Annotated in this window: 12 protein-coding genes; 4 read left to right on the top strand and 8 right to left on the bottom strand. The window is 74.3% G+C overall.

Annotation, left to right across the window (positions count from 1 at the left end):
- Positions 1–2: 2 nt before the first annotated feature.
- From AC07DU_RS22185 to AC07DU_RS22170, 4 genes are all read right to left on the bottom strand, one after another.
- Positions 3–3,296: a TIM-barrel domain-containing protein gene (locus AC07DU_RS22185; RefSeq protein ID WP_479113062.1), complete on the bottom strand. Its 3,294-nt coding sequence runs from the start codon at positions 3,294–3,296 to the stop codon at positions 3–5.
- Positions 3,297–3,452: 156 nt separating this feature from the next.
- A complete protein-coding gene (locus AC07DU_RS22180; RefSeq protein ID WP_479113060.1) occupies positions 3,453–3,662 on the bottom strand; it encodes a hypothetical protein in 210 nt (69 codons plus the stop codon).
- A gap of 143 nt (positions 3,663–3,805) precedes the next feature.
- Complete coding sequence (locus tag AC07DU_RS22175) at positions 3,806–4,474, bottom strand: response regulator (protein WP_479113058.1); 669 nt, start codon at positions 4,472–4,474, stop codon at positions 3,806–3,808.
- Positions 4,471–5,811 (bottom strand): sensor histidine kinase, encoded by a 1,341-nt coding sequence (locus tag AC07DU_RS22170; RefSeq protein ID WP_479113056.1) that lies wholly within the window; start codon positions 5,809–5,811, stop codon positions 4,471–4,473. Before AC07DU_RS22170 ends, AC07DU_RS22175 begins: the two co-directional genes overlap by 4 nt.
- A 272-nt stretch (positions 5,812–6,083) precedes the next feature.
- Here AC07DU_RS22170 and AC07DU_RS22165 point away from each other — a divergent pair, with 272 nt between their 5' ends.
- Positions 6,084–8,282: an MMPL family transporter gene (locus AC07DU_RS22165; RefSeq protein ID WP_479113054.1), complete on the top strand. Its 2,199-nt coding sequence runs from the start codon at positions 6,084–6,086 to the stop codon at positions 8,280–8,282.
- A 190-nt stretch (positions 8,283–8,472) separates the two neighbouring features.
- Here the strand turns inward: AC07DU_RS22165 and AC07DU_RS22160 are convergent, their stop codons facing one another.
- Together AC07DU_RS22160 and AC07DU_RS22155 are read right to left on the bottom strand one after the other, a co-directional pair.
- Positions 8,473–9,309, bottom strand: coding sequence for a GntR family transcriptional regulator (locus AC07DU_RS22160; protein ID WP_479113052.1), 837 nt, complete (start codon positions 9,307–9,309; stop codon positions 8,473–8,475).
- Positions 9,310–9,438: 129 nt separating this feature from the next.
- Complete coding sequence (locus AC07DU_RS22155) at positions 9,439–11,010, bottom strand: IucA/IucC family protein (RefSeq protein WP_479113050.1); 1,572 nt, start codon at positions 11,008–11,010, stop codon at positions 9,439–9,441.
- 116 nt (positions 11,011–11,126) lie between these two features.
- On the opposite strand from AC07DU_RS22155, the gene AC07DU_RS22150 reads away from it, so the two are divergent.
- Positions 11,127–12,671: an IucA/IucC family protein gene (locus tag AC07DU_RS22150; protein ID WP_479113048.1), complete on the top strand. Its 1,545-nt coding sequence runs from the start codon at positions 11,127–11,129 to the stop codon at positions 12,669–12,671.
- 45 nt (positions 12,672–12,716) lie between these two features.
- Entirely contained in the window at positions 12,717–13,367 is a 651-nt protein-coding gene (locus AC07DU_RS22145) for a class I SAM-dependent DNA methyltransferase (protein ID WP_479113046.1), read from the top strand.
- An 11-nt stretch (positions 13,368–13,378) separates the two neighbouring features.
- On the opposite strand, the gene AC07DU_RS22140 is transcribed toward AC07DU_RS22145, so the two are convergent.
- Together AC07DU_RS22140 and AC07DU_RS22135 are read right to left on the bottom strand one after the other, a co-directional pair.
- Entirely contained in the window at positions 13,379–14,896 is a 1,518-nt protein-coding gene (locus AC07DU_RS22140) for a DUF2079 domain-containing protein (RefSeq protein ID WP_479033741.1), read from the bottom strand.
- A 134-nt stretch (positions 14,897–15,030) separates the two neighbouring features.
- Positions 15,031–16,257, bottom strand: coding sequence for a cytochrome P450 family protein (locus AC07DU_RS22135; protein ID WP_360905298.1), 1,227 nt, complete (start codon positions 16,255–16,257; stop codon positions 15,031–15,033).
- Positions 16,258–16,403: 146 nt separating this feature from the next.
- On the opposite strand from AC07DU_RS22135, the gene AC07DU_RS22130 reads away from it, so the two are divergent.
- Positions 16,404–17,957, top strand: coding sequence for an FAD-binding oxidoreductase (locus AC07DU_RS22130; RefSeq protein ID WP_479113044.1), 1,554 nt, complete (start codon positions 16,404–16,406; stop codon positions 17,955–17,957).
- The last annotated feature ends 4 nt before the right edge of the window (positions 17,958–17,961 follow it).

The following is a 17,961-nucleotide window of genomic DNA, read 5'->3' as shown; positions in this document are numbered from 1 at the left end:
GGTCAGGGGGTGAAGGTCCAGCGCTGGGCCGCGGTGTTGTCGCAGGCGGCGCGGGTGAGGGGGGTACCGTCGGCGGTGGCGGAGCCGGCCGGGGTCAGGCACTGTCCGGCGGTGCGCAGGGTGCTCTGAGGGCCTGCCTGCCAGGTCTGGCCGGGGCTGCCGTCGCACGTGCGGATCATGACGCGGGCGGGGTCGGCGCCGTCGAGGCAGACGCCCGCGAGGCCGGTGAGGCGGCCGTCGCCCTGTAGGGTCCAGCGCTGGTTGGGGCCTCCGTGGCAGGTGTAGAGGGAGGGTTCGGTGCCGGGGGTGGTGGCACTGTGCGGCAGGTCCAGGCAGCTCGCGGAGGCGGCGTTGACGAGCGTGGCGTTCGCGGGGAGCGGGGCCGGACGGCCGGTGAGGCTGATCTCGGCGGCGCTGGTCCAGGGGCCGCGTCCGCCCGCCTCGGTCAGGGCCTTGAGGCGCAGGTAGCGGCCGGACTTGGTGGTGAGGGCGGCGGTCTTGGCCGCCGCGGTGTCGGCGAAGGTGCCGGTGGCGACGGGTGGGCCCCAGTCGGCGGTGGTGTCGGATACGTAGACCTCGTAGCCGCCGATCCGGCCGTTGACCCCGCCGTCCTGGCGCGGCAGGTAGCCGAGGCCGTCCACCGCGTAGCGGGCGCCGAGGTCGATCTGGATCTCGTGCGGGAGCGCGGTGGGCTTCGGGGAGGACCAGGCGGTGTGCCAGATCGTGGCCGGGTTCCCGTCGAAGGCGTTGACGGCGGCGCCGTTCTCGGCGCTCGTCTCCTGGCTGTCGGCGAAGGCCAGGGACCAGGCCGCGGGAGAGATCGGGGTGGAGGAGGGCAGGGCCTCGGCCGCGGGCACGCTGGTGCCGGTGGCAGAGACGGTGAACGCGCCCGCCTGCGGACCCGTCTTGACCCAGAGCACTCCGGAGCGGTCCGCCGGGTCGAAGAACCAGCCGGACGCGGCCGAGTCGTAGGCGGCCTTGGAGGTCAGGCGCGTCACGGCGGACCCGCCCGCCGTGAGGCTGGTGGGCGCGGAGGCCACGTGGAGGGTGAACTCGTAACCGCGCGAGGCCGGCTTGCCCGTGTAGCTGCCGGTGTGGGCGCCCACGTTCACGGTGACCGTGCCGGTACCGGCCGTCGGCGCGGTGACGTCGACCTGCTGGCGGGCGTAGGCGCCGGACTGGTAGGCGCGGGTGAGGCCGTCGTCCTCGTAGAGGTTGAAGGAGGAGTTTCCGCGCGGGTGGATGTCGTAGGTGAGCGTCGAGACGGGCTTCTCCCCCGTGTAGTTCATCTGCGGCCACATCGGCACGATGCCGCCGCCCTTGACGAAGAGGGGCAGGGTGTCGAGCGGCGCCTGGTAGCCGTTCAGCCGGCCCGGCCCCGCGTACGTCTTGCCCGTCCAGTAGTCCGTCCAGGTCCCGGCGGGGAGGTAGATGTCGTCCCGGACCGAGGTGTCGGAGACGACGGGTGCGACGAGGAAGGAGTCGCCGGCCATGAACTGGCCGCTGGTGAGGTTGCCGCGGGCCACCGGGTCGTCGGGGTACTCCAGGACCATGGCGCGGGTGCTGGGGACGCCGCTCTCGTGGGCGACGCGGCTCATCGTGTAGAGGTACGGCATCAGCCGCATCTTGAGCTGGAGGTACTTGCGGTTGATGGAGAGGTACGGCTCGGCGAACCGCCAGGGCTGCTTGTCCTGGTAGCCGGGGGCCGGGTTGGTCGCGCCCCAGCCGGACATCGTCATGAAGGCGGGGGTGAAGGCCTTCCACTGGAGGTCGCGGGTGTAGGTCTTGGGGCTGCCGCCGAAGATCCCGTCGATGTCGCCGGAGGCGTAGTTGAGGCCGGAGAGCCCGGCTCCGGCGATGGCGGGGACGTGCCAGCGCATGTCGTCCCAGGTGCCGTAGGTGTCCCCCGTCCAGACGACGGCGTTGCGCTGGGTGCCGGCCCAGCCGTCGACGGTCCACACGTAGCGGCGGGCGTCCGAGTTCTTCTCGATCCCGTCGACGGCCTGCTGTACGCCGTTGAAGGCGTACTTGTAGCCGCTGCCGATCCACGCCACGTCCGTCTTGACCCCGCGGCTGCCGGCCGTGGCCACCTCGTCCGCGATGGAGCCGAGACCGGTGGAGGTCCACAGGCCGGTCTGGAAACCCTTGGACTTCAGTGCGTCCACCGTCGACTTGAGGGGCGCGGTGTAGCCGCAGCCGTAGCCGTCGTTGGGCAGGAACCAGCCCGAGGGCATGTCGGCGGCGCGGGCGTCGGCCGCGTAGCCGACGACGTCGGGGGTGGTCTGGTGGCGCAGCCGGTTGTGATCACCCTGGTAGTCGGGGTTGGAGGCGTTGAAGCAGTCGGCGTTGCCGAGTTCGAAGCCCCACATCGGCGCCATGAACGGCTTTCCGCTGACGTCGGTGTAGGCGTCGAGTACGGATTTGAGGGAGTCGCCGGTGAAGTACCAGGCGTCGAAGCGCTTCTCGTCGTGGGTGAGGGTGGTGGGGGCGTTGAATCCGTACGAGCCCGGGGCCCAGGTGTTGCGCATGACGCCGTAGCCGTTGGTGGACATGTAGAAGGGTGCGGGGCTGGCGTTGGTGTTCTCGCGCCACTTGTTGTCGACGGCGATCGGGACGGTCTTGCCGCGCAGCGCCCATTCGCCCAGGCGCAGGCCGGTGCCGTAGAACTGCTCCTCCGCGCCGCGGGCCAGGTACTGGGTGGTCTGGCTGTTGCTCCAGCTGGTGGGCTGGGTCTCCTGCCAGACGGGGGTGGTGTTGTCGGCGCGGTAGACGGAGAACTGGAGGGGCGATTTGTTGACCCTGATGGAGAGGGAGCCGGTGGTGATCCGGTAGTAGGCGCCCGCGTCGGAGTACGTGGTGGCCACGGGGCCGAAGTCGGTGGTGGGGGCGAGGTCGGAGCCGGCCGGGTCGTTGGTGAAGGCCCCGTCGGGCGAGAGCCAGATGCGGAAGATGTCGGCGCGGGCGACGACCACGCGGGCCTTCGCTCCGCTGGAGGCCGTGACGGTGAAGGTGTTCCGGGACTGGGCGAAGCCGGTGACGTTGCCCGCGGTGGCCGTGGGCCCGGCGGGGGCCGCCGCGGCGGGCAGGGCGAGCGGTCCGGCCGCGGCCAGGCCGGCGACGGCGAGGGCCGCGGCGAGCAGGGCGGCGCCCGGGCGGCGACGCCCCGGCGCCGGGCCGCGCCGGGTTCGGCGGGCCGGGCGGGGCGCGCTGGGCTGGTGGGGCGCGCTGGCCTGGTGGGCCGGGCCGGCTAAGGCCCCCTGTGCTCCCTGGCTCCTGCGGATGCTTGGCAGTCTCATGGGGCAGCTCCTCGTGCGGTCCGGTCACGGACACAGCTCTTTGGCATGCTCCTGGCAAGATAGCGCTCCGCCGGGCCGCATTGAAGGATTCTGCTCGAAGTCAGCGGCCACCACGCATCTTTGAACATGAGGAGGCTGTGCACGCGCACGAACACCTCAGGACGGGGTGACCTCCAGGACCGGCGCCGCCGAGGAGGACCAGCGGTGGCCGCAGGGGTCGGAGAGCAGGACCACCGGCCGGCCCGGGCACTGGCGCCAGGAGATGCGGGCCGGTACGTCGTCGCACACCGGGCAGCAGGGCAGCGGGCCGGGCTGCGGCGGGCACTCGGGGGCGGCCGCGAGCGGCGTGGAGTGCGGATCGCGCATGGGGGCTCCCTGGTCGTGCGGCTGGACTCATCGCACTGTGCCACGGACCGGCCCCGGTCCGCACGGGCGAATCATCCAGTGTTCTGGCTGGTCACAGGTGCGGTCACCAGGAGCATCCCGGCCCTCTTAGGGGCACTTGGTGATCAACCGCTCCCGCAGCCGACCTCGACCAGGCCCGATTCGTAGGCCGCGATCACCGCCTGCGCGCGGTCACGGACGCCCAGCTTGCCGAAGATGCCGGTGATGTGGTTCTTGACCGTGGAGACGCTGATGTCCAGGTCCAGGGCGATCTCCGCGTTGCCCCGGCCGGTGGCCATGAGCCGCCAGATCTCCAGTTCGCGCGGCGTGAGCTCGGCCGGGGTCCGCGCGGTGGCCGGCCGCGGCCGGGCGGGGGTCCGTACGTACGTGGACAGGAGCCGGGTGAGCAGCCGGGGCGCGACGGCGGCCTCGCCGGTGTGGACGATGCGGACCGCGGCGCCCAGTTCCTCCGGAGAGATGTCCTTGGGCAGGAAGCCGTACGCCCCGGCGCGCAGGGCGGCGACCACGTACTCGTCCATGTCGAAGGTGCTGAGGGCCAGGACACGGGTCTCGGGGAGCGTCAGCGCCAGTTCCTCGGTGGCCTTGACCCCATCGAGGACCGGCATGCGGATGTCCATGACGACCACGTCGGGCCGTAGCCGCTGAGCGAGGGCGACCGCCTGCGCCCCGTCCTCGGCCTCCCCCACGACCTCGAACTCCGGGTCGGGGCTCAGGATGAGCGCCAGCCCTCGCCGTACCAGCGGCTGGTCGTCCGCGATCAGTACACGGATCATCGGTGCCGTTCCTCCCTCTCGCCGTCTCCCGGGCCCGCAGCCGGGACGGGGAGGCGGGCCGCCACCCGGAACCCCCCGCCGTCCACGGCGGCGGCCTCCAGGGTCCCGCCCTGCAGGGCGACGCGCTCGTGCATTCCGATCAGACCGTACCCGGAGCGCTGCGCGGACCGTGCGGCCGGTACCTGCGCTCCCGCCCCGTCGTCGCGCACCTCCACGGCCACCTCGTCCCGGTGGTAGGTGACGCGTACGTGGGCCCTCGCCTGCCCGGCGTGCTTGCGGGTGTTGGTCAGGGCCTCCTGCACGATCCGGAAGAGCGTCAGGCCCACGCTCGGCGGGAGCGGGCGGACCGGCCCGTCCACGGTGAACTCGGTCTCCGTCCCGGCCAGCCGGGACTCGGTGATGATCCGGTCGAGGTCGCCGGCTCCCGGCTGGGGAGCCGGCGGGGTCTGCTCCGGCTCCTCCCCGGCGCGCAGCACGTCGAGGAGTTGGCGCATCTCGCGCAGGGCCATGCGCCCGGAGCCCTCCAGGGTCATGAGGGCCTCCCGCGCCACCTCCGGGTGGGCCAGGTTGGCCCGCGCTCCGCCGGCCATCAGCTGCATGGTGGTGATGTGGTGGGCGACGATGTCGTGCAGTTCCCGGGCGATCCGGCGGCGCTCCTCGGCCACCGCCCGGTCGGCGAGCAGCCTCCGGTGGACCTCTGCCTCCCGCTGCCTGCGGTTCACCGCCTCGGCCGTGCCGACGACGATGAGGCAGGCGATCGCGTTCCCGGCCAGGCCCCACCAGCCGAACGGCAGGGGCGAGCCGCTCTGGCCGGCCGAGACGAGCGGTACCACGGCGAGCGCCGCCCCCACGGCCACCGCGCGGCGGCGGAACCTGGCCACCGAGTAGAGGGCCACCGTCACGGCGAGGCTGAAGTGCGGCGACTGCGGCGTGCTCAGGTTCAGCACCACGCCCAGCGCCAGTACGGTGGCCAGGACGGTCACCGGACGCACGCGCCGGGCGAGCAGCGTCATGGCCGCGACCACCAGCACCACGACCGCGGTCACACTGAGGACGCCCCCCTCGGTCACGAGGCCCAGGGAGAAACCGACGAGGTCGATGGCGGCGGCCCCGACCGCCACGAGCGCGTCGTTGCGCGTCCACTCCAGCCGGGCCGCGCCCGGGCCGTGGTCCGGGCTCCGGCCGCCCCGGCCGTCCACGCCGTCCACGCCCCGGTCCACGCCCCGGTTCTCGGCTCGGGTGGCGGCCCGGTCCATGCCCGTGCCCGGCTCGGCCACCCCTTCGGGCACTCCTTCAGCCACTCGTTCGGCGCCGTCCCGTGCCGTGCCCACAGCCATTGCGTCGGTCCTCCCCTGTCGGCCGCATCCCTGCTGGCGCCGGGCTCACGCGGCCGATCGCTCCGGTGACCCATTCTGGCACCGGCCGCCTGCCGTGCCAGTGGCCCCTGGGCTGGACCTCGACCAGGACCCGGGTCCTGGTCGGGTGCCGCGGCCGGACCCTGGTCCCGAGTCCGGCTCCTCCCCTGACCTGACGCTTTCCCCGCCCGCTCCTGATGGTCTGGAGACCGGTCGGGAACCCCCGGCCGGCACCGCACAGACCGGAGGAACCAGTGATCCGCGCCCTGACCGGATTCTCGACGCGAAGTCCGTGGAAGGTCATCGCCCTGTGGGCGGTCCTCGGCATCGCCCTGGCCATGGTGGGGCAGGCGTTCGTGTTCCGCGCCAGCCAACCCGGCAACGGCGGCTTCCTGCCCTCGAGTTACGACTCGGCCGCCGCGCTGGAGATCGCCGAGGAGCGGTTCGGGGTGAAGCCGGACGCCAACCTGCTGACCGTGCTGGTGGCCCGGTCCGACGCGGCGCCGCTCAGCGCCGCCGACGAGCAGCGCATCGACGCGCAGGCCGCCCAGCTCGCCCGGCGCAAGGTCACGATGCCCGAGGAGAAGGACCCGGCCCCCTTCGCGCAGGACCATTCCCAGGTGCCCGCGGTCAGTCCGGCCATGACGGCGCCCGACCGCTCCTTCCGGCTGCTGTCCGTCGAACTGACCGGCAATCCGGCCGATCCCGGGGTGCAGTCCACCTACAAGGCCTTCCGGGACTCCGCGCGGGACCTCTTCGCCCAGGACGGGCTGCGCACCGGCTTCACCGGCGGGATCGCCGACCGCGTGGACACGGCGGACGCCGAGGAGACCAGGTCGGCCATCGTCGGCGGTCTGATGCTCGCGGTCATCGTCCTGCTGCACGTGCTGGTCTTCCGCAGCGTCCTGGCGGCCCTGCTGCCGCTGCTCGCGGTCACCGTCATCGGCGGGGCCGCGGCCGGCGCCGTGGTGGGCGCCGCACTGCTGACCGGGACCGGGCTGGCTGATTCCACACCTGGGTTGATCAGCGTGGTGTTGATGGGCATCGGCATCGACTACTTCCTCTTCCTCCTCTTCCGCTTCCGCGAGCAGTTGCGCCAGCACCCGCAGCAGTCCGGGCGCGAGGCGGCCGCCGAGGTCGCCGGGCGCGTGGGTACGGCCATCACCTCCGCGGCGCTGACCATCGTCGCCGCGTTCGCCACGCTCGGCGTGGCCTCCTTCGGCCAGTTCCGGGTGCTCGGGCCGGCCATCGCCCTGGCCGTACTGGTGATGCTGCTGGGCAGCCTGACCCTGATGCCGGCCCTGCTGGCGGTCGCCGGACGCAAGATGTTCTGGCCCTCCCGCGGCCTGAAGCGGGAGCCCCGTCCCGGCGCCGCCGCACGGATGGGCGACCGCGTGGCGCGGCGGCCCATGACGCTGGTCCTCGCCTCCGTGGCCCTGCTCGGCGCACTGACGACCGGGCTCCTGGGGATGCGCATGGACTACGGGCAGAGCGGCGCGGGCGGGGAACGCACCGCCGCCGTCGCCACCGCCGGCGAGATAGCCCGGGCCCTGCCGGCCGGGGTGTCGGACCCGACCACTGTCTTCGTCACCGCCTCGGACGGCGCCGAGCTCACCACCGAGCGGCTCGGCGGGCTGTCGGGGGCACTGGCCGGCGTCGGCGGCGTGGGGCAGGTCGCGGACACCGTGCTCAGCGAGGACCGGCGGGCGGCGCGGATCGACCTGTTCCTGACGGCCGACCCGCAGGGCAAGGAGGCCCGCGACCTGGTCACCGGCCCGGTCCGGGCGGTGGTCGGCGCTCAGACGCCCGCCGGCCTGGAGGCCCACGTGGGCGGCACCCCGGCGCTCTTCGCCGACATCTCGGCCGCCGTGGACAAGGACCTGAAGGTGGTCTTCCCGGTGGCGGCGGCGCTGATCGCGCTGATCCTGCTCGCGCTGCTGCGCAGCCTCCTCGCGCCGGCCGTCCTGCTGGCCGCGGTCGGGCTGGGCTTCGCCGCGACGCTCGGTGCCTCGACCCTCGTCTTCCAGCGGGCGCTGGACCGGCCGGGAGTGGACTTCACGCTGCCGCTGGTGCTGTTCCTGTTCGTGGTCGCACTGGGCACCGACTACAACATCCTGATGGCCGACCGGATCCGGGAGGAGATGGAGCGGCCCGGTCCGGCCCGCGTCGCGGTGGGCCGCGCCGTGCGGCACACGGCGCCCGCCATCGCCACGGCGGGGCTGGTCCTGGCCGCGTCCTTCGGCAGCCTGGCCGTCACCCCGGCCGCTTCCACGCAGCAGATCGGCTTCGCGACGGCCCTCGGGATCATGCTCTCCGCCTTCGTCCTGTCGATCGTGCTGGTGCCCGCGCTGGCCGCCCTCCTGGGCCGGTCCCTCTGGTGGCCGGTGCGGCCGCGCCGCTCCGCCCACGCGGCCGGTTCCGAGCAGACCCCCGACCGGGTCCTGGTCCACTAGGTCGTCTCTTTCGGATCTTGTCGGTCAAGCCCGCGTCGCCCGGTGCCGTGCATCGCAAGGCGGAGGGGCGCCCGTGTACGGGACGTACTCGGGCGCCCCGACAACGCGGCGAGGTGCGGTGCCGGGCGGCGCGGGCCCGGCAAGATCCGGAAGAGACGGCCTAACGGCGGTGACCACCGGGCGCCGCGTCCTACGTGACGCGGAAACCGGTGGTCGCCCGGTCGCGGCGGTCGCGGGGGTCGCGGTGGAAGGTCAGGCGGTCCCAGGTGGGGAAGGCCAGGTCGGTGACGCTCAGCAGGAGGCCCGAGGCGTCGTGCAGGGTGCGGCGCACCGTCGGGCCGCTGGCCGGGGAGGCGGCCGGGGGGTGGAGGGTACGGGTCATCGTGAGGGTCTCGGCGACCCGGCCGGCCGCCGCGGCCCGGTCGAGCCAGCGGTGCAGGCGGTCCAGGTCCTCGTCGCGGACCGCCTGCGCCGCCCGGCCGCGGTAGCCCGCCAGTTCGGGGCTCCGCGCGACGGCGCCCGGGCTGAAGTACGTCACGGCGTGCTGGAGCGTCTCCCCCGCCGGGCCGCGTTCGCGGTGGTGCAGGACGAGGGTGCGGTCCCCGCCGCCCATGCCGAGCAGTGCGGCGAGCGAGGGCGGCACGCTCACCAGCGTCAGCCAGTCCTGGGAGAGGATGGCCCCGTGGGAGCCGGGCCCGACGGTCCCTGCCGCGGGAGGCTCGGGCCTTTCGAACGCCTCGGGCCGCTCGGGCCCCTCGGGCAGCTCGACGGCGGGCGCGAGGGCGGGCGTGAGGGCGGGGCGGCTGCCCCGGCGGCCCGTCACGACGAGGCCGTCCTCGCGCAGGTGCTGGAGGGCGGCCCTGATGGTCTGCCGGTTGACCTGGTAACGGGCGGCCAGGCTGCGTTCGGAGGGCAGCCGGCCGCCGGGGGTGCGCGCGGCGCGCTCGAGATCGCGGCGCAGCGCTGCGGCGATCCGCTGGTACTTGGGCATGGCGGCCGGGCCGCCGCCCCGCGAAGGGGAGGGCATGGCTTCTCCTCTGACGGGTGGTCAAGGACTGCGCGGTCTGCCCGACCAACGTAGCATTGGTCTATACCTGTAGGTGGGCGGGGCGGGACACCCGACCGAGCTTGGCCGATTTCCGTACCCCGCCGGGCTTCATTCCCGCAGCGGGTTCGGGAGGGGCAGATAGCGGGCGTCCGCGCCGCCCGCCCGCGTCCAGCGCAGCAGCAGGTTGGTCTTGGCCGGCAGGCTGGGAGCGGCGAGCAGCTCCGCGATCTCGGGCAGCCCGCGCGTGGCCTCGTAGCGGAGGAACTCCTCCCGTACGGCCGGCCACAGCAGCCCCGAGACGTCCGGATGCCGGTCGGCCAGCGCCCCTGCCATCTCCGCGAGGTGGTTGACGACCAGGCAGTAGACCAGCCGCTGCCAGGCGTCCGCGCGCGACAGGTCCGGGAGGAGCTTGACCCCCTCCGCGTCCCGGAACACGGCCTGCACCGGCATGCCCGCCGCGTCGACGGCGACCAGGGTGTTCTGGAGGTGGGCCTCCAGCACGATGCCGTGCCGGTCGAACAGCTCCAGTACGGGCGGCACCACGTGGCGCAGGTACGCGCGCCACCAGGCGGCCGGGTCCGCGGCGGCTCCCGGGGGGCTCCCGGCGAACCCCTCGGCGAGCGCGGCGGCCAGCAGCGGGGTGGCCCCCGGGCGGACGTGCGCGTGCAGGCCGTCGCGGACCAGGACGGCGAGCTCCTCGAAGGCGAAGGCCGCGGTGCGGTAGCCGCGGTCGGCGAGCCAGGCCGCGCCCGAGCCCGTCCGGCGCAGCGCGGCGAATCCGGCTTCGACGACCGCGTCGGTACGGCGCAGCCGCAGCAGGTCGTGCCGCCACAGCCGGCGCACGTCGTTGGTGATCCGGACGTCGAGGCTGAACTTCACGAACAGGTCGGCCGCCGGATCGGGTACGTACAGGGTCCGGACCGAGGCGGTGGGCCACACCGCGCGCCGGCTCCGGCCGAGCCGCAGCAGGCGCCCGTCGGCGAAGGCCTCGCGCACGGCGGGCCGCTCGCCCACCAGGTCCAGCTGCCAGGGGTGGGCGGGCAGCAGCCGGTATCCGGCGGGCGCGCGGGGCCCGTCGAGGGCCGCGGCGAGGGAGTCGATGGCCTCGGAGGCGGCCGGGCCACCCTCCTCCGCCGTCTGGTCCTCGCGCAGGGCGAGGAAGAGCAGCGGGAAGCGGGCATGGGCCTCCGGCGCGTACGGCAGCCAGCTCCCGGCCGGGGCCCCGCCGCGGGCCTTGGGAGCGGGGTGGTGCGGATGGCCCATCACGAGGGACTGCTCGGAGAGGAGGTACGGGTCCCCCGGGGGCTCGGCCGAGGCGCGGGCGGACAGCAGCGCGGCGACCGTGTCGCGGCTGTCGGTGATCTCCACCGGCAACTCGTCGTTGGAGACTCCGGTGAAGCGACCGAGTTCGTCGGCGACGAGTTTGACCAGCTCGGTGTGGCTGAGCGGACGCCAGCCGACCGCGGTGCGCAGTTCGGGGCCCACGGGCCGGCGCCCGCCGCGCACCCGCAGCAGCCGCCCGCTGCCGCGCAGCCGGTGGACGGCCGCGTCACCCTGCTCTGCGCCGGACTCCGGGGGCTCGGGGGGCTCGGCGGGCTCCGCCGCCTCGCGCAGCAGGCAGTTCAGGAGCGGGGTCGCGGCGTAGGCGTCGGCGGCGGCGTTGAGGTCCACTGATTCCATTCGGTCCGTCCGGTGCGCCGGAGGGTCCGCGAGGCGTAACCCCCAGCCGTGATCTTCAGTATCCGCAATGATTGTTTGATCATCCAGTAAGCGATATCCGATGTCGGAGCCGCAGCATGCACTTTCCCGCCACCCCGGCCGAGGACGCCGTCGCCGCCGAACTGGCCGGTGTCCGGCCCGCCCTCGGGCCCGCCTACGCCGCCGCGCTCGACGGCGCCCGCGCCGCCGTGCTGACCCGGCTGTGGCGGGCGCTGGCCTTCGAACCACTGGAGTGGATCGTGGACCGCGAGCGGGGGCCCGGCGGGCTGGTGCTGCGGCTGGCCGGGGGCGCACGGCTGGAGGGCCCGCCGCCGGATCCGTACGCGACCGGGGCGTACGTGACCGAGCTGCTGCTCGACGGCAGGCCCTTCCGGCAGGCCGCGCGGCTGGTGCGGGCGCTGGGGGTGGCGCACGGGGAGGCGTTCGCCGCCGAGCTGGACGCCAGTACGGCCTCCCTCGCCCTCTCCCGGGCCGGTCAGACGCCCGCCGGGGCGGGCCCCGCCGGGCCGGGCGCGGCCGCGCGGACCACCTGGCAGTGGGAGCAGCAGGTGGTCGACGGGCATCCGTACCACCCGAACTGCCGCTCCCGGCCCGGTTTCTCGGTGGCCGAGCAGCTGGCGTACGCGCCCGAGCACCGGCCGGTGGTCGACCTGGGGCTGATCGCCGTACGGGACGAGGAGTGCCTGGTCACGGGCGACTGGCCGGCCGAACTGCGCGAGGCCGGGCGGATCCTGGTGCCGGTGCACCCGTGGCAGGCGGAGCACGTACTGGGGCGCCCGCGGGTGCGAGCCGGTTTCGCCGCTCACCCGCTGATGGCGCTGCGCACGCTGGCGCCCACCGACGGCGGGCCGCACGTCAAGACGGCGCTGAGCGCCCGGCTGACCTCCTCCGTACGGGACATCTCCGGCTACTCCGTCGAGACGGCGGCGGCCGTCTCCGCCTTCGCCCAGGACCTGTCGGAGCGGCTCGACGGGCGGCTGCACATCACCCGCACCCTGGGCGCGGCGAGCGCGCACAGCCCGGACCTCGCGGCCGTGCTGCGCGAGCCGCCGGAGGCCTACGCGAACGCGGCCGCCGGCGAACAGGTGCTCCCCGTGGCGGCCCTGGCCCTCTTCGCGCCGGCGCGCTCGGCGGGCTGGCGGGCCGACTTCGCCCGTCTCGCGCTCTCGGTGTGCCTGCGGGTGCTGGAGATGGGGGTGGCCCTGGAGGCCCACGGCCAGAACCTCCTCGTGGTCCTCTCCGCCACCGGTGCGCCGCTGCGGCTGGTCTACCGCGACCTCGCCGACATCCGGATCAGTCCGGCCCGGCTCGTGCGCCGCGGCCTGCCGGTGCCACCGCTGTCCGGCAGGCTGGTCACGGACGACGTGACCCTGCTGCGGCGCAAGCTGTTCGGCTCCCTGGTGACGGGGGCGCTCGGCGCCACGGCGGGCTCGGACGGCGCCTTCACGCAGGCTCTCGCCGACGCGGCGCCCTCCCTGCCGGCCACCGCCGACACCCAGGCCCTGCTGACCGGGCCGCTGCCCACCAAAGCGCTCACGCTGATGCGGCTGAGCCCCGGCACCCCGGGAGACCAGTGGGCGGAACTGCCCAATCCGCTGGCCGGTTCGCGGGCGGTCCGCTGACGGGAGGATGAGCGGAGGGGTCCGCGCGGGCTACTGTCCAGGGGCATGACAGAGACCTCGTACCTGCACGCCGTGCGCGCGTCCTACGACGCCGTCGCCGTCGACTACGCCCGCCTGGTCGGCCCCGGCCTGGCCGGGAAGCCGCTGGACCGGGCCATGCTGGCCGCGTTCGCCGAGTACGTGCACGGGGGCGAGGTCCGCGGCCGGGCGGTCGCCGACCTGGGCTGCGGCCCGGGCCGGCTGACGGCGCATCTGGACGGCCTCGGCGTACGGACGTTCGGCGTCGACCTGTCACCGGCGATGGTGGCGGTGGCCCGCCGGACGTATCCGGGGCTGCGGTTCGAGGTGGGCTCGATGGCGGCGCTGGACGTGGCCGACGGGGTCCTGGGCGGGGTCCTCGCCTGGTACTCCACCGTGCACACCCCGCCCTCGGAACTCGGCCAGGTGTTCGCGGAGTGCGCGCGGGTCCTGGCGCCGGGCGGCTACTTCCTGATCGCCTTCGAGGCGGGCGACGCGCGGATCCGGCTGGACCACGCGTACGGGCATCCGGTCGAACTCGACGTGTACGGGACCCCGCCGGACCTGATCGCCGAACTGCTGGCCGCGGCAGGACTGGCCGAGGTCTCCCGCCTGCTGCGCGAGCCGGACCCCGGCGAGAGTTTCCCGCAGGGCCTCCTGCTGGCCCGCAGGGGCTAGTGCGGTCCCCCCTACGGGCGCGTGGTGGAGACCGGTGCCCCGCCTTCCGTGCGCCTCAGCAAGACGAAACCGTCCCGCTCGGCAGCGGTGCGGTAGCCCCGGAGGCGGGCCGTGTCGAGGGCGATGAGTTCCTGTGCGACCGACAGGGGCCAGCGGTGGGCCGGCGCGACCTTGGTGTCCACCATGATCCACTCGGGGTCGGGGCGGCTCTCCCCCCAGCCGTGGACACTGACGCTGGTGCGGTCGACGAGGTGGGGCCCCAGGTTGTTCGACGCCTGGACCGTGGCTCCGTCCGGGATCTCGGCCATCACCGTGCGCGCCACCGCGAGACGGGGATCGCTCTGCCAGACCTGCGGTTGGAAGAGCTGCCACAAGGGGAAGTTCGGCAACAGCAACAGGGTGACCGCCGCGGAACCCGCCAGGTAGCGGTACAGGCTGGGGCCGTGCGCGCCCCGCCGGGACAGGGCGTCGACGAACGCCGCGAAGACGATCGGCATGATCGGCAGCGCGTAATGGTAGGCGGTGCCCCAGTGGGCCGGGTAGTCCGAGGCGAGGCGCCACAACACCGTGGGCAGGGCGATCAGCAGGAGCGGCGAGCGCAGCGCGAGGAACAGGGTGGGCGCCAGCATGAGGATGAGGGTCGTGACCTTCTCCTGCGGGGTGATGAGACCGAGCGTCCCCTGCTGCAGCAGGTCCAACAGGCCGCCTCCCGACCCGCCGTCCCCCCCACCGGGATGGTGGGAGGCGTAGTAGCCGTCGAACCCGCCCGGGTGGAAGGAGGCCAGCACCAGCACGGCGAGCGCCGACGCGGCCAGCCCGGCCGCGGCCGTGACCAGGCCCAGCCTGCGGCCGCCCCGCCCGCCGCGCCACGCGATGATGAGGCCGATCACGGCCACCGTGAGGCCGAGGTCCTCCTTCACCAGCACGAGCGGCAGCGCCCAGTACGCCGCGGCGCGCAGTCGGCCGTTGCCGAGCGCGGTCAGGGAGAAGGCGAGCAGCGGAACGGCGAAGGCCCATTCGTGGAAGTCGTAGGCCACGCCGCTCGCGATGCCCCACGAGACGCCGTACGCGACGCCGATGACCACGGCGGCCGCGGGGCCCAGTGTCCTGCGGGCCCAGAAGGCCAGCGGCAGCACGCCCGCGGCGATCAGTGCGGCCTGCGCGACGAGCAGCAGTTTCACCGACGGCCACAGCCAGTACAGGGGTGCCAGAACGGCCAGGACGGGAGAGAAGTGGTCACCCAGAACGGGGAAGTCCGGCCCCTTGACCTCCGAGACGGGCAGGTGCCCCTCCGCGTAGGACCGCACGACCTGGACGAAGATCCCCAGGTCGAAGGAGTGCGAGAGCAGGTGCTCGTGGATCCGCAGGGACACGGCCGTGTAGGCGAGGAACAGCGCCCCCGCCATGGCCCAGATCCACCAGGCGGCCTCCGGGCGGCCCCCCACGGGCGGCTGCTGCGCCGCCCGGTCCTCCTCGGTACCGGACTGTTGCGGCGGGAGCGTGGCGGCGTTACCGGTGGGTGCGTGCATGACGCCTCAAGATGCCAGCAGCTCCACTTCCCGGATGCGGGGTCGGCGCCCGCGTGCGGGGTTTCCTTCGAATGGCGGACGCCACCGGTCCCCCGCACGGCCCCCGGCCGCGCGGGCGCGTGCCCGCCCCCGTCTCACCAGCGCAGCGGCAGTCGGGTGACGCCCCGCATCAGCGTGCCCGACAGCCAGACGCCCGGGTCCGCGTCCGGGTCTTCGGCGAGGTCGGGGAAGCGCTCCAGCAGGCCCCGGATCGCGATGCGGCCCTCCATGCGGGCCAGCGGGGCCCCGAGGCAGAAGTGGATGCCGTGGCCGAAGGCCACGTGGCTGGGGCCGGCGCGGCGGATGTCGAAGACCTCGGGCCGGGGCTCCGCGAAGCGTGCCGGATCGCGGTCGGCCGCGGCGAGGGCGACCAGGACGGAGGAGCCGGCCGGGATGCGGACGCCGCCGATCTCCAGGTCCGTGCGCGCGAAGCGGTACGTGGCGTGCTGGACCGGGCCGTCGTAGCGGAGCATCTCCTCCACCGCGCCGTCGATCAGCCCGTCGGGGTCGGCCCGCAGCGCGGCGAGCTGGTCGGGGTGGGCGAGCAGGGCCCGTACGCCGTTGCCGATCAGGTTCACGGTGGTCTCGTGGCCCGCGACCAGCAGCAGGAAGGCCATCCCGATCAGCTCGTCCGGGGAGAGCTGATCGCCGTCCTCGATGTCGGCCCCTCCGCTGCCGTCAGGGCCGTCGGGGAGGGTGCGGATCAGGGCGCTGAGCAGGTCCTCGCCGGGGTCCTTGGCCTTGGCCTCGACGAGTTCGCGCAGGTAGGCGGTCATCTGCTGCACTGCGCGGCCGTCCGCGCCGCCGCCCTCCGCCGGGGCGACGATCTCGCCGGACCAGAAGCGGAACCGCTCGCGGTCCAGGTTCGGGACGCCCAGGAGTTCGCAGATGACGGTCATCGGCAGCGGGAAGGCGAGCGACCGGATCAGGTCGGCCCGGCGGTCGGGCCGCGCCGCCATCGCGTCGAGCAGCTCGTCGGTGATCCGCTGGACGCGGGGGCGCAGGGACTCGACCCGGCGGGCGGTGAACTCGCGGGCCACCAGGCGCCGCAGCCGCGTGTGATGGGGCGGGTCGGCTTCCAGCATGTTGGTGGCGGCGGCGTGGTCCGGTGTGTGGCCGAACAGTTCGGAGCCGAGCCAGTTCTTCGACAGGTCGGGGTGGCTCAGGGCCTGGCGGGCCTCGTCGTGGCCGACGACCAGCCACGTCCGGGCGCCGTCGAGCACCACGCGGTGGACGGGGCCCATCTCGCGTAATGCGGCGTAGAAGGGGTACGGGTCGGCGTTGAAATCTGCGGTGTGCGCAGCGAGATCCACGAGAGACATGCGGGCAGGGTACGTCCGCCGTCCGCCCGGGCGAACCGGTTATCCGACGAACCGAAGCGTTTCGGCTATGGGCCGTTCGGGCGGCAACCCGGTGTGTGTGGGCCCGCCTTCGGCGCGAACGGGCCGGGCGGTGGCAGGAAGGGGGGATGAGCCTCCCACGCCGCCGGGTCCTGGCCGGCGCCGCGGCCGCCGTGCTGGCCACCGCCGGGGCGGCGCGCCGCGGGCCCGACTACGGCGCGCTCGCCCGCGCGATCGACGGGCGCGTGGTGCTCCCCGTGGACCGGGACTATCCCGAGGCCCGACGGCTGTTCCAGCCCCGCTACGACGCCGTCGCGCCGGGCGCGGTGGCCTATCCCGCGCACGCGGCGGACGTGGCCGTCTGCCTGGACTTCGCCCGCCGCTCGGCCGTGGCGGTGGTCCCGCGCGGTGGTGGGCACAGCTACGCCGGCTGGTCCACCCGCGCCGCCGCGCTGGTCCTCGACACGGGAGCCATGGCAGCCGTGTCGGTCGACGGGGACGGTGTACGGATCGGCGCGGGGGCCCGGCTCGGTGACGTGAACGCCTCCCTCGCCGCGCGGGGTCTGGCCGTCCCGACCGGGCTGTGCCCCTCCGTCGGCATCGCGGGGCTCACCCTCGGCGGTGGCCTGGGGCTGGCGGCGCGCGCGTACGGCACCGCCTCCGACCGGCTCACCGGGGCGCGGGTGGTCACCCCCGACGGGACCGTCCGCGAGGTCGGGGCCGAGCGCGATCCGGACCTGTACTGGGCGCTGCGCGGGGGTGGCGGCGGCCAGTTCGGCGTGGTCACCGAGCTCCGCTTCCGGACGCATCCGGCCGGCGACGGCGCCTTCGCCGAACTGCGGTGGCCCGGCGCCGACTCGGCGGACGTGCTGCGCGGCTGGCAGCGCTGGCTGGCGCGGCTGCCGGACCCGTTCTGGAGCCAGGTGGAGTTCACGGCCGGCGCCGGCCCCGGCCCGGGCCCCGGAAGCGACTCCGCCGCCGACGAGGACGCCGACTCCGCCGCACCGGCGGTGCGGGTGGTGTGCCTCGACGGCCGCCCGGAGCTGGAGCGGCAGTTGACCCGGCTGGCGGACCTGGTCGGCCGGGCGCCGCGGGACAGCTGGATCGCCGTGCGGAGCTACGGGGACACCGTGCGGGCCATGTCGGGCTGTCTCGAACTGAGCGCCGCGCAGTGCCGCCTGCCGGGCACCCTGCCCGGCCGGGACCCGCAGGGCGGCCTCACCCGGCACTCGTACGCCGCCCGCTCGGACTTCTGGACGGGCGACGGACTGCCGGACGCGGCGATCGGCGCGGTCCTGGACGCCGTCCGGCGCTACGCCTCCACCGTCCCCCGGGGCGGCTTCGGGGTGGTGCAGTTCGACGGGGTCTGCGGGGGCGCGGTCAACCGGGTCGCGGCCGGCGACACCGCCTTCGTGCACCGCGACAGCGCCTTCCTGGCCCAGTACCTCGCCTACTGGCCCGAAACCGCGCGGGCCGCCGAAGTGGCCGTGCACCAAGGCTGGCTCGACGGGCTCTGGCAGGACCTGCGCCCGTGGGCGAGCGGCCGCGCGTACCAGAACTACACCGATCCGAAGCTCACCGGCTGGCGCGAGGCCTACCACGGCCCGAACCTCGCCCGGCTGCAAGAGGTCCGTCGTACCTACGATCCGGACCGGCTCTTCCGTTTCCCTCAAGGCCTCTAGAGGA

Source organism: Streptomyces sp. NPDC045695 (assembly GCF_056432025.1).
This window is presented reverse-complemented; position numbering and strand designations above follow the sequence as displayed.

Excerpts from the sequence above, each read along its gene's own strand:
- AC07DU_RS22130 (WP_479113044.1), top strand. The coding sequence starts at position 16,404 with ATGAGCCTCCCACGCCGCCGGGTCCTGGCCGGCGCCGCGGCCGCCGTG.
- AC07DU_RS22150 (WP_479113048.1), top strand. The coding sequence starts at position 11,127 with ATGCACTTTCCCGCCACCCCGGCCGAGGACGCCGTCGCCGCCGAACTG.
- AC07DU_RS22160 (WP_479113052.1), bottom strand. The coding sequence starts at position 9,309 with ATGCCCTCCCCTTCGCGGGGCGGCGGCCCGGCCGCCATGCCCAAGTAC.
- AC07DU_RS22175 (WP_479113058.1), bottom strand. The coding sequence starts at position 4,474 with ATGATCCGTGTACTGATCGCGGACGACCAGCCGCTGGTACGGCGAGGG.
- AC07DU_RS22155 (WP_479113050.1), bottom strand. The coding sequence starts at position 11,010 with ATGGAATCAGTGGACCTCAACGCCGCCGCCGACGCCTACGCCGCGACC.
- AC07DU_RS22170 (WP_479113056.1), bottom strand. The coding sequence starts at position 5,811 with ATGGCTGTGGGCACGGCACGGGACGGCGCCGAACGAGTGGCTGAAGGA.
- AC07DU_RS22180 (WP_479113060.1), bottom strand. The coding sequence starts at position 3,662 with ATGCGCGATCCGCACTCCACGCCGCTCGCGGCCGCCCCCGAGTGCCCG.
- AC07DU_RS22185 (WP_479113062.1), bottom strand. The coding sequence starts at position 3,296 with ATGAGACTGCCAAGCATCCGCAGGAGCCAGGGAGCACAGGGGGCCTTA.
- AC07DU_RS22135 (WP_360905298.1), bottom strand. The coding sequence starts at position 16,257 with ATGTCTCTCGTGGATCTCGCTGCGCACACCGCAGATTTCAACGCCGAC.
- AC07DU_RS22140 (WP_479033741.1), bottom strand. The coding sequence starts at position 14,896 with ATGCACGCACCCACCGGTAACGCCGCCACGCTCCCGCCGCAACAGTCC.
- AC07DU_RS22145 (WP_479113046.1), top strand. The coding sequence starts at position 12,717 with ATGACAGAGACCTCGTACCTGCACGCCGTGCGCGCGTCCTACGACGCC.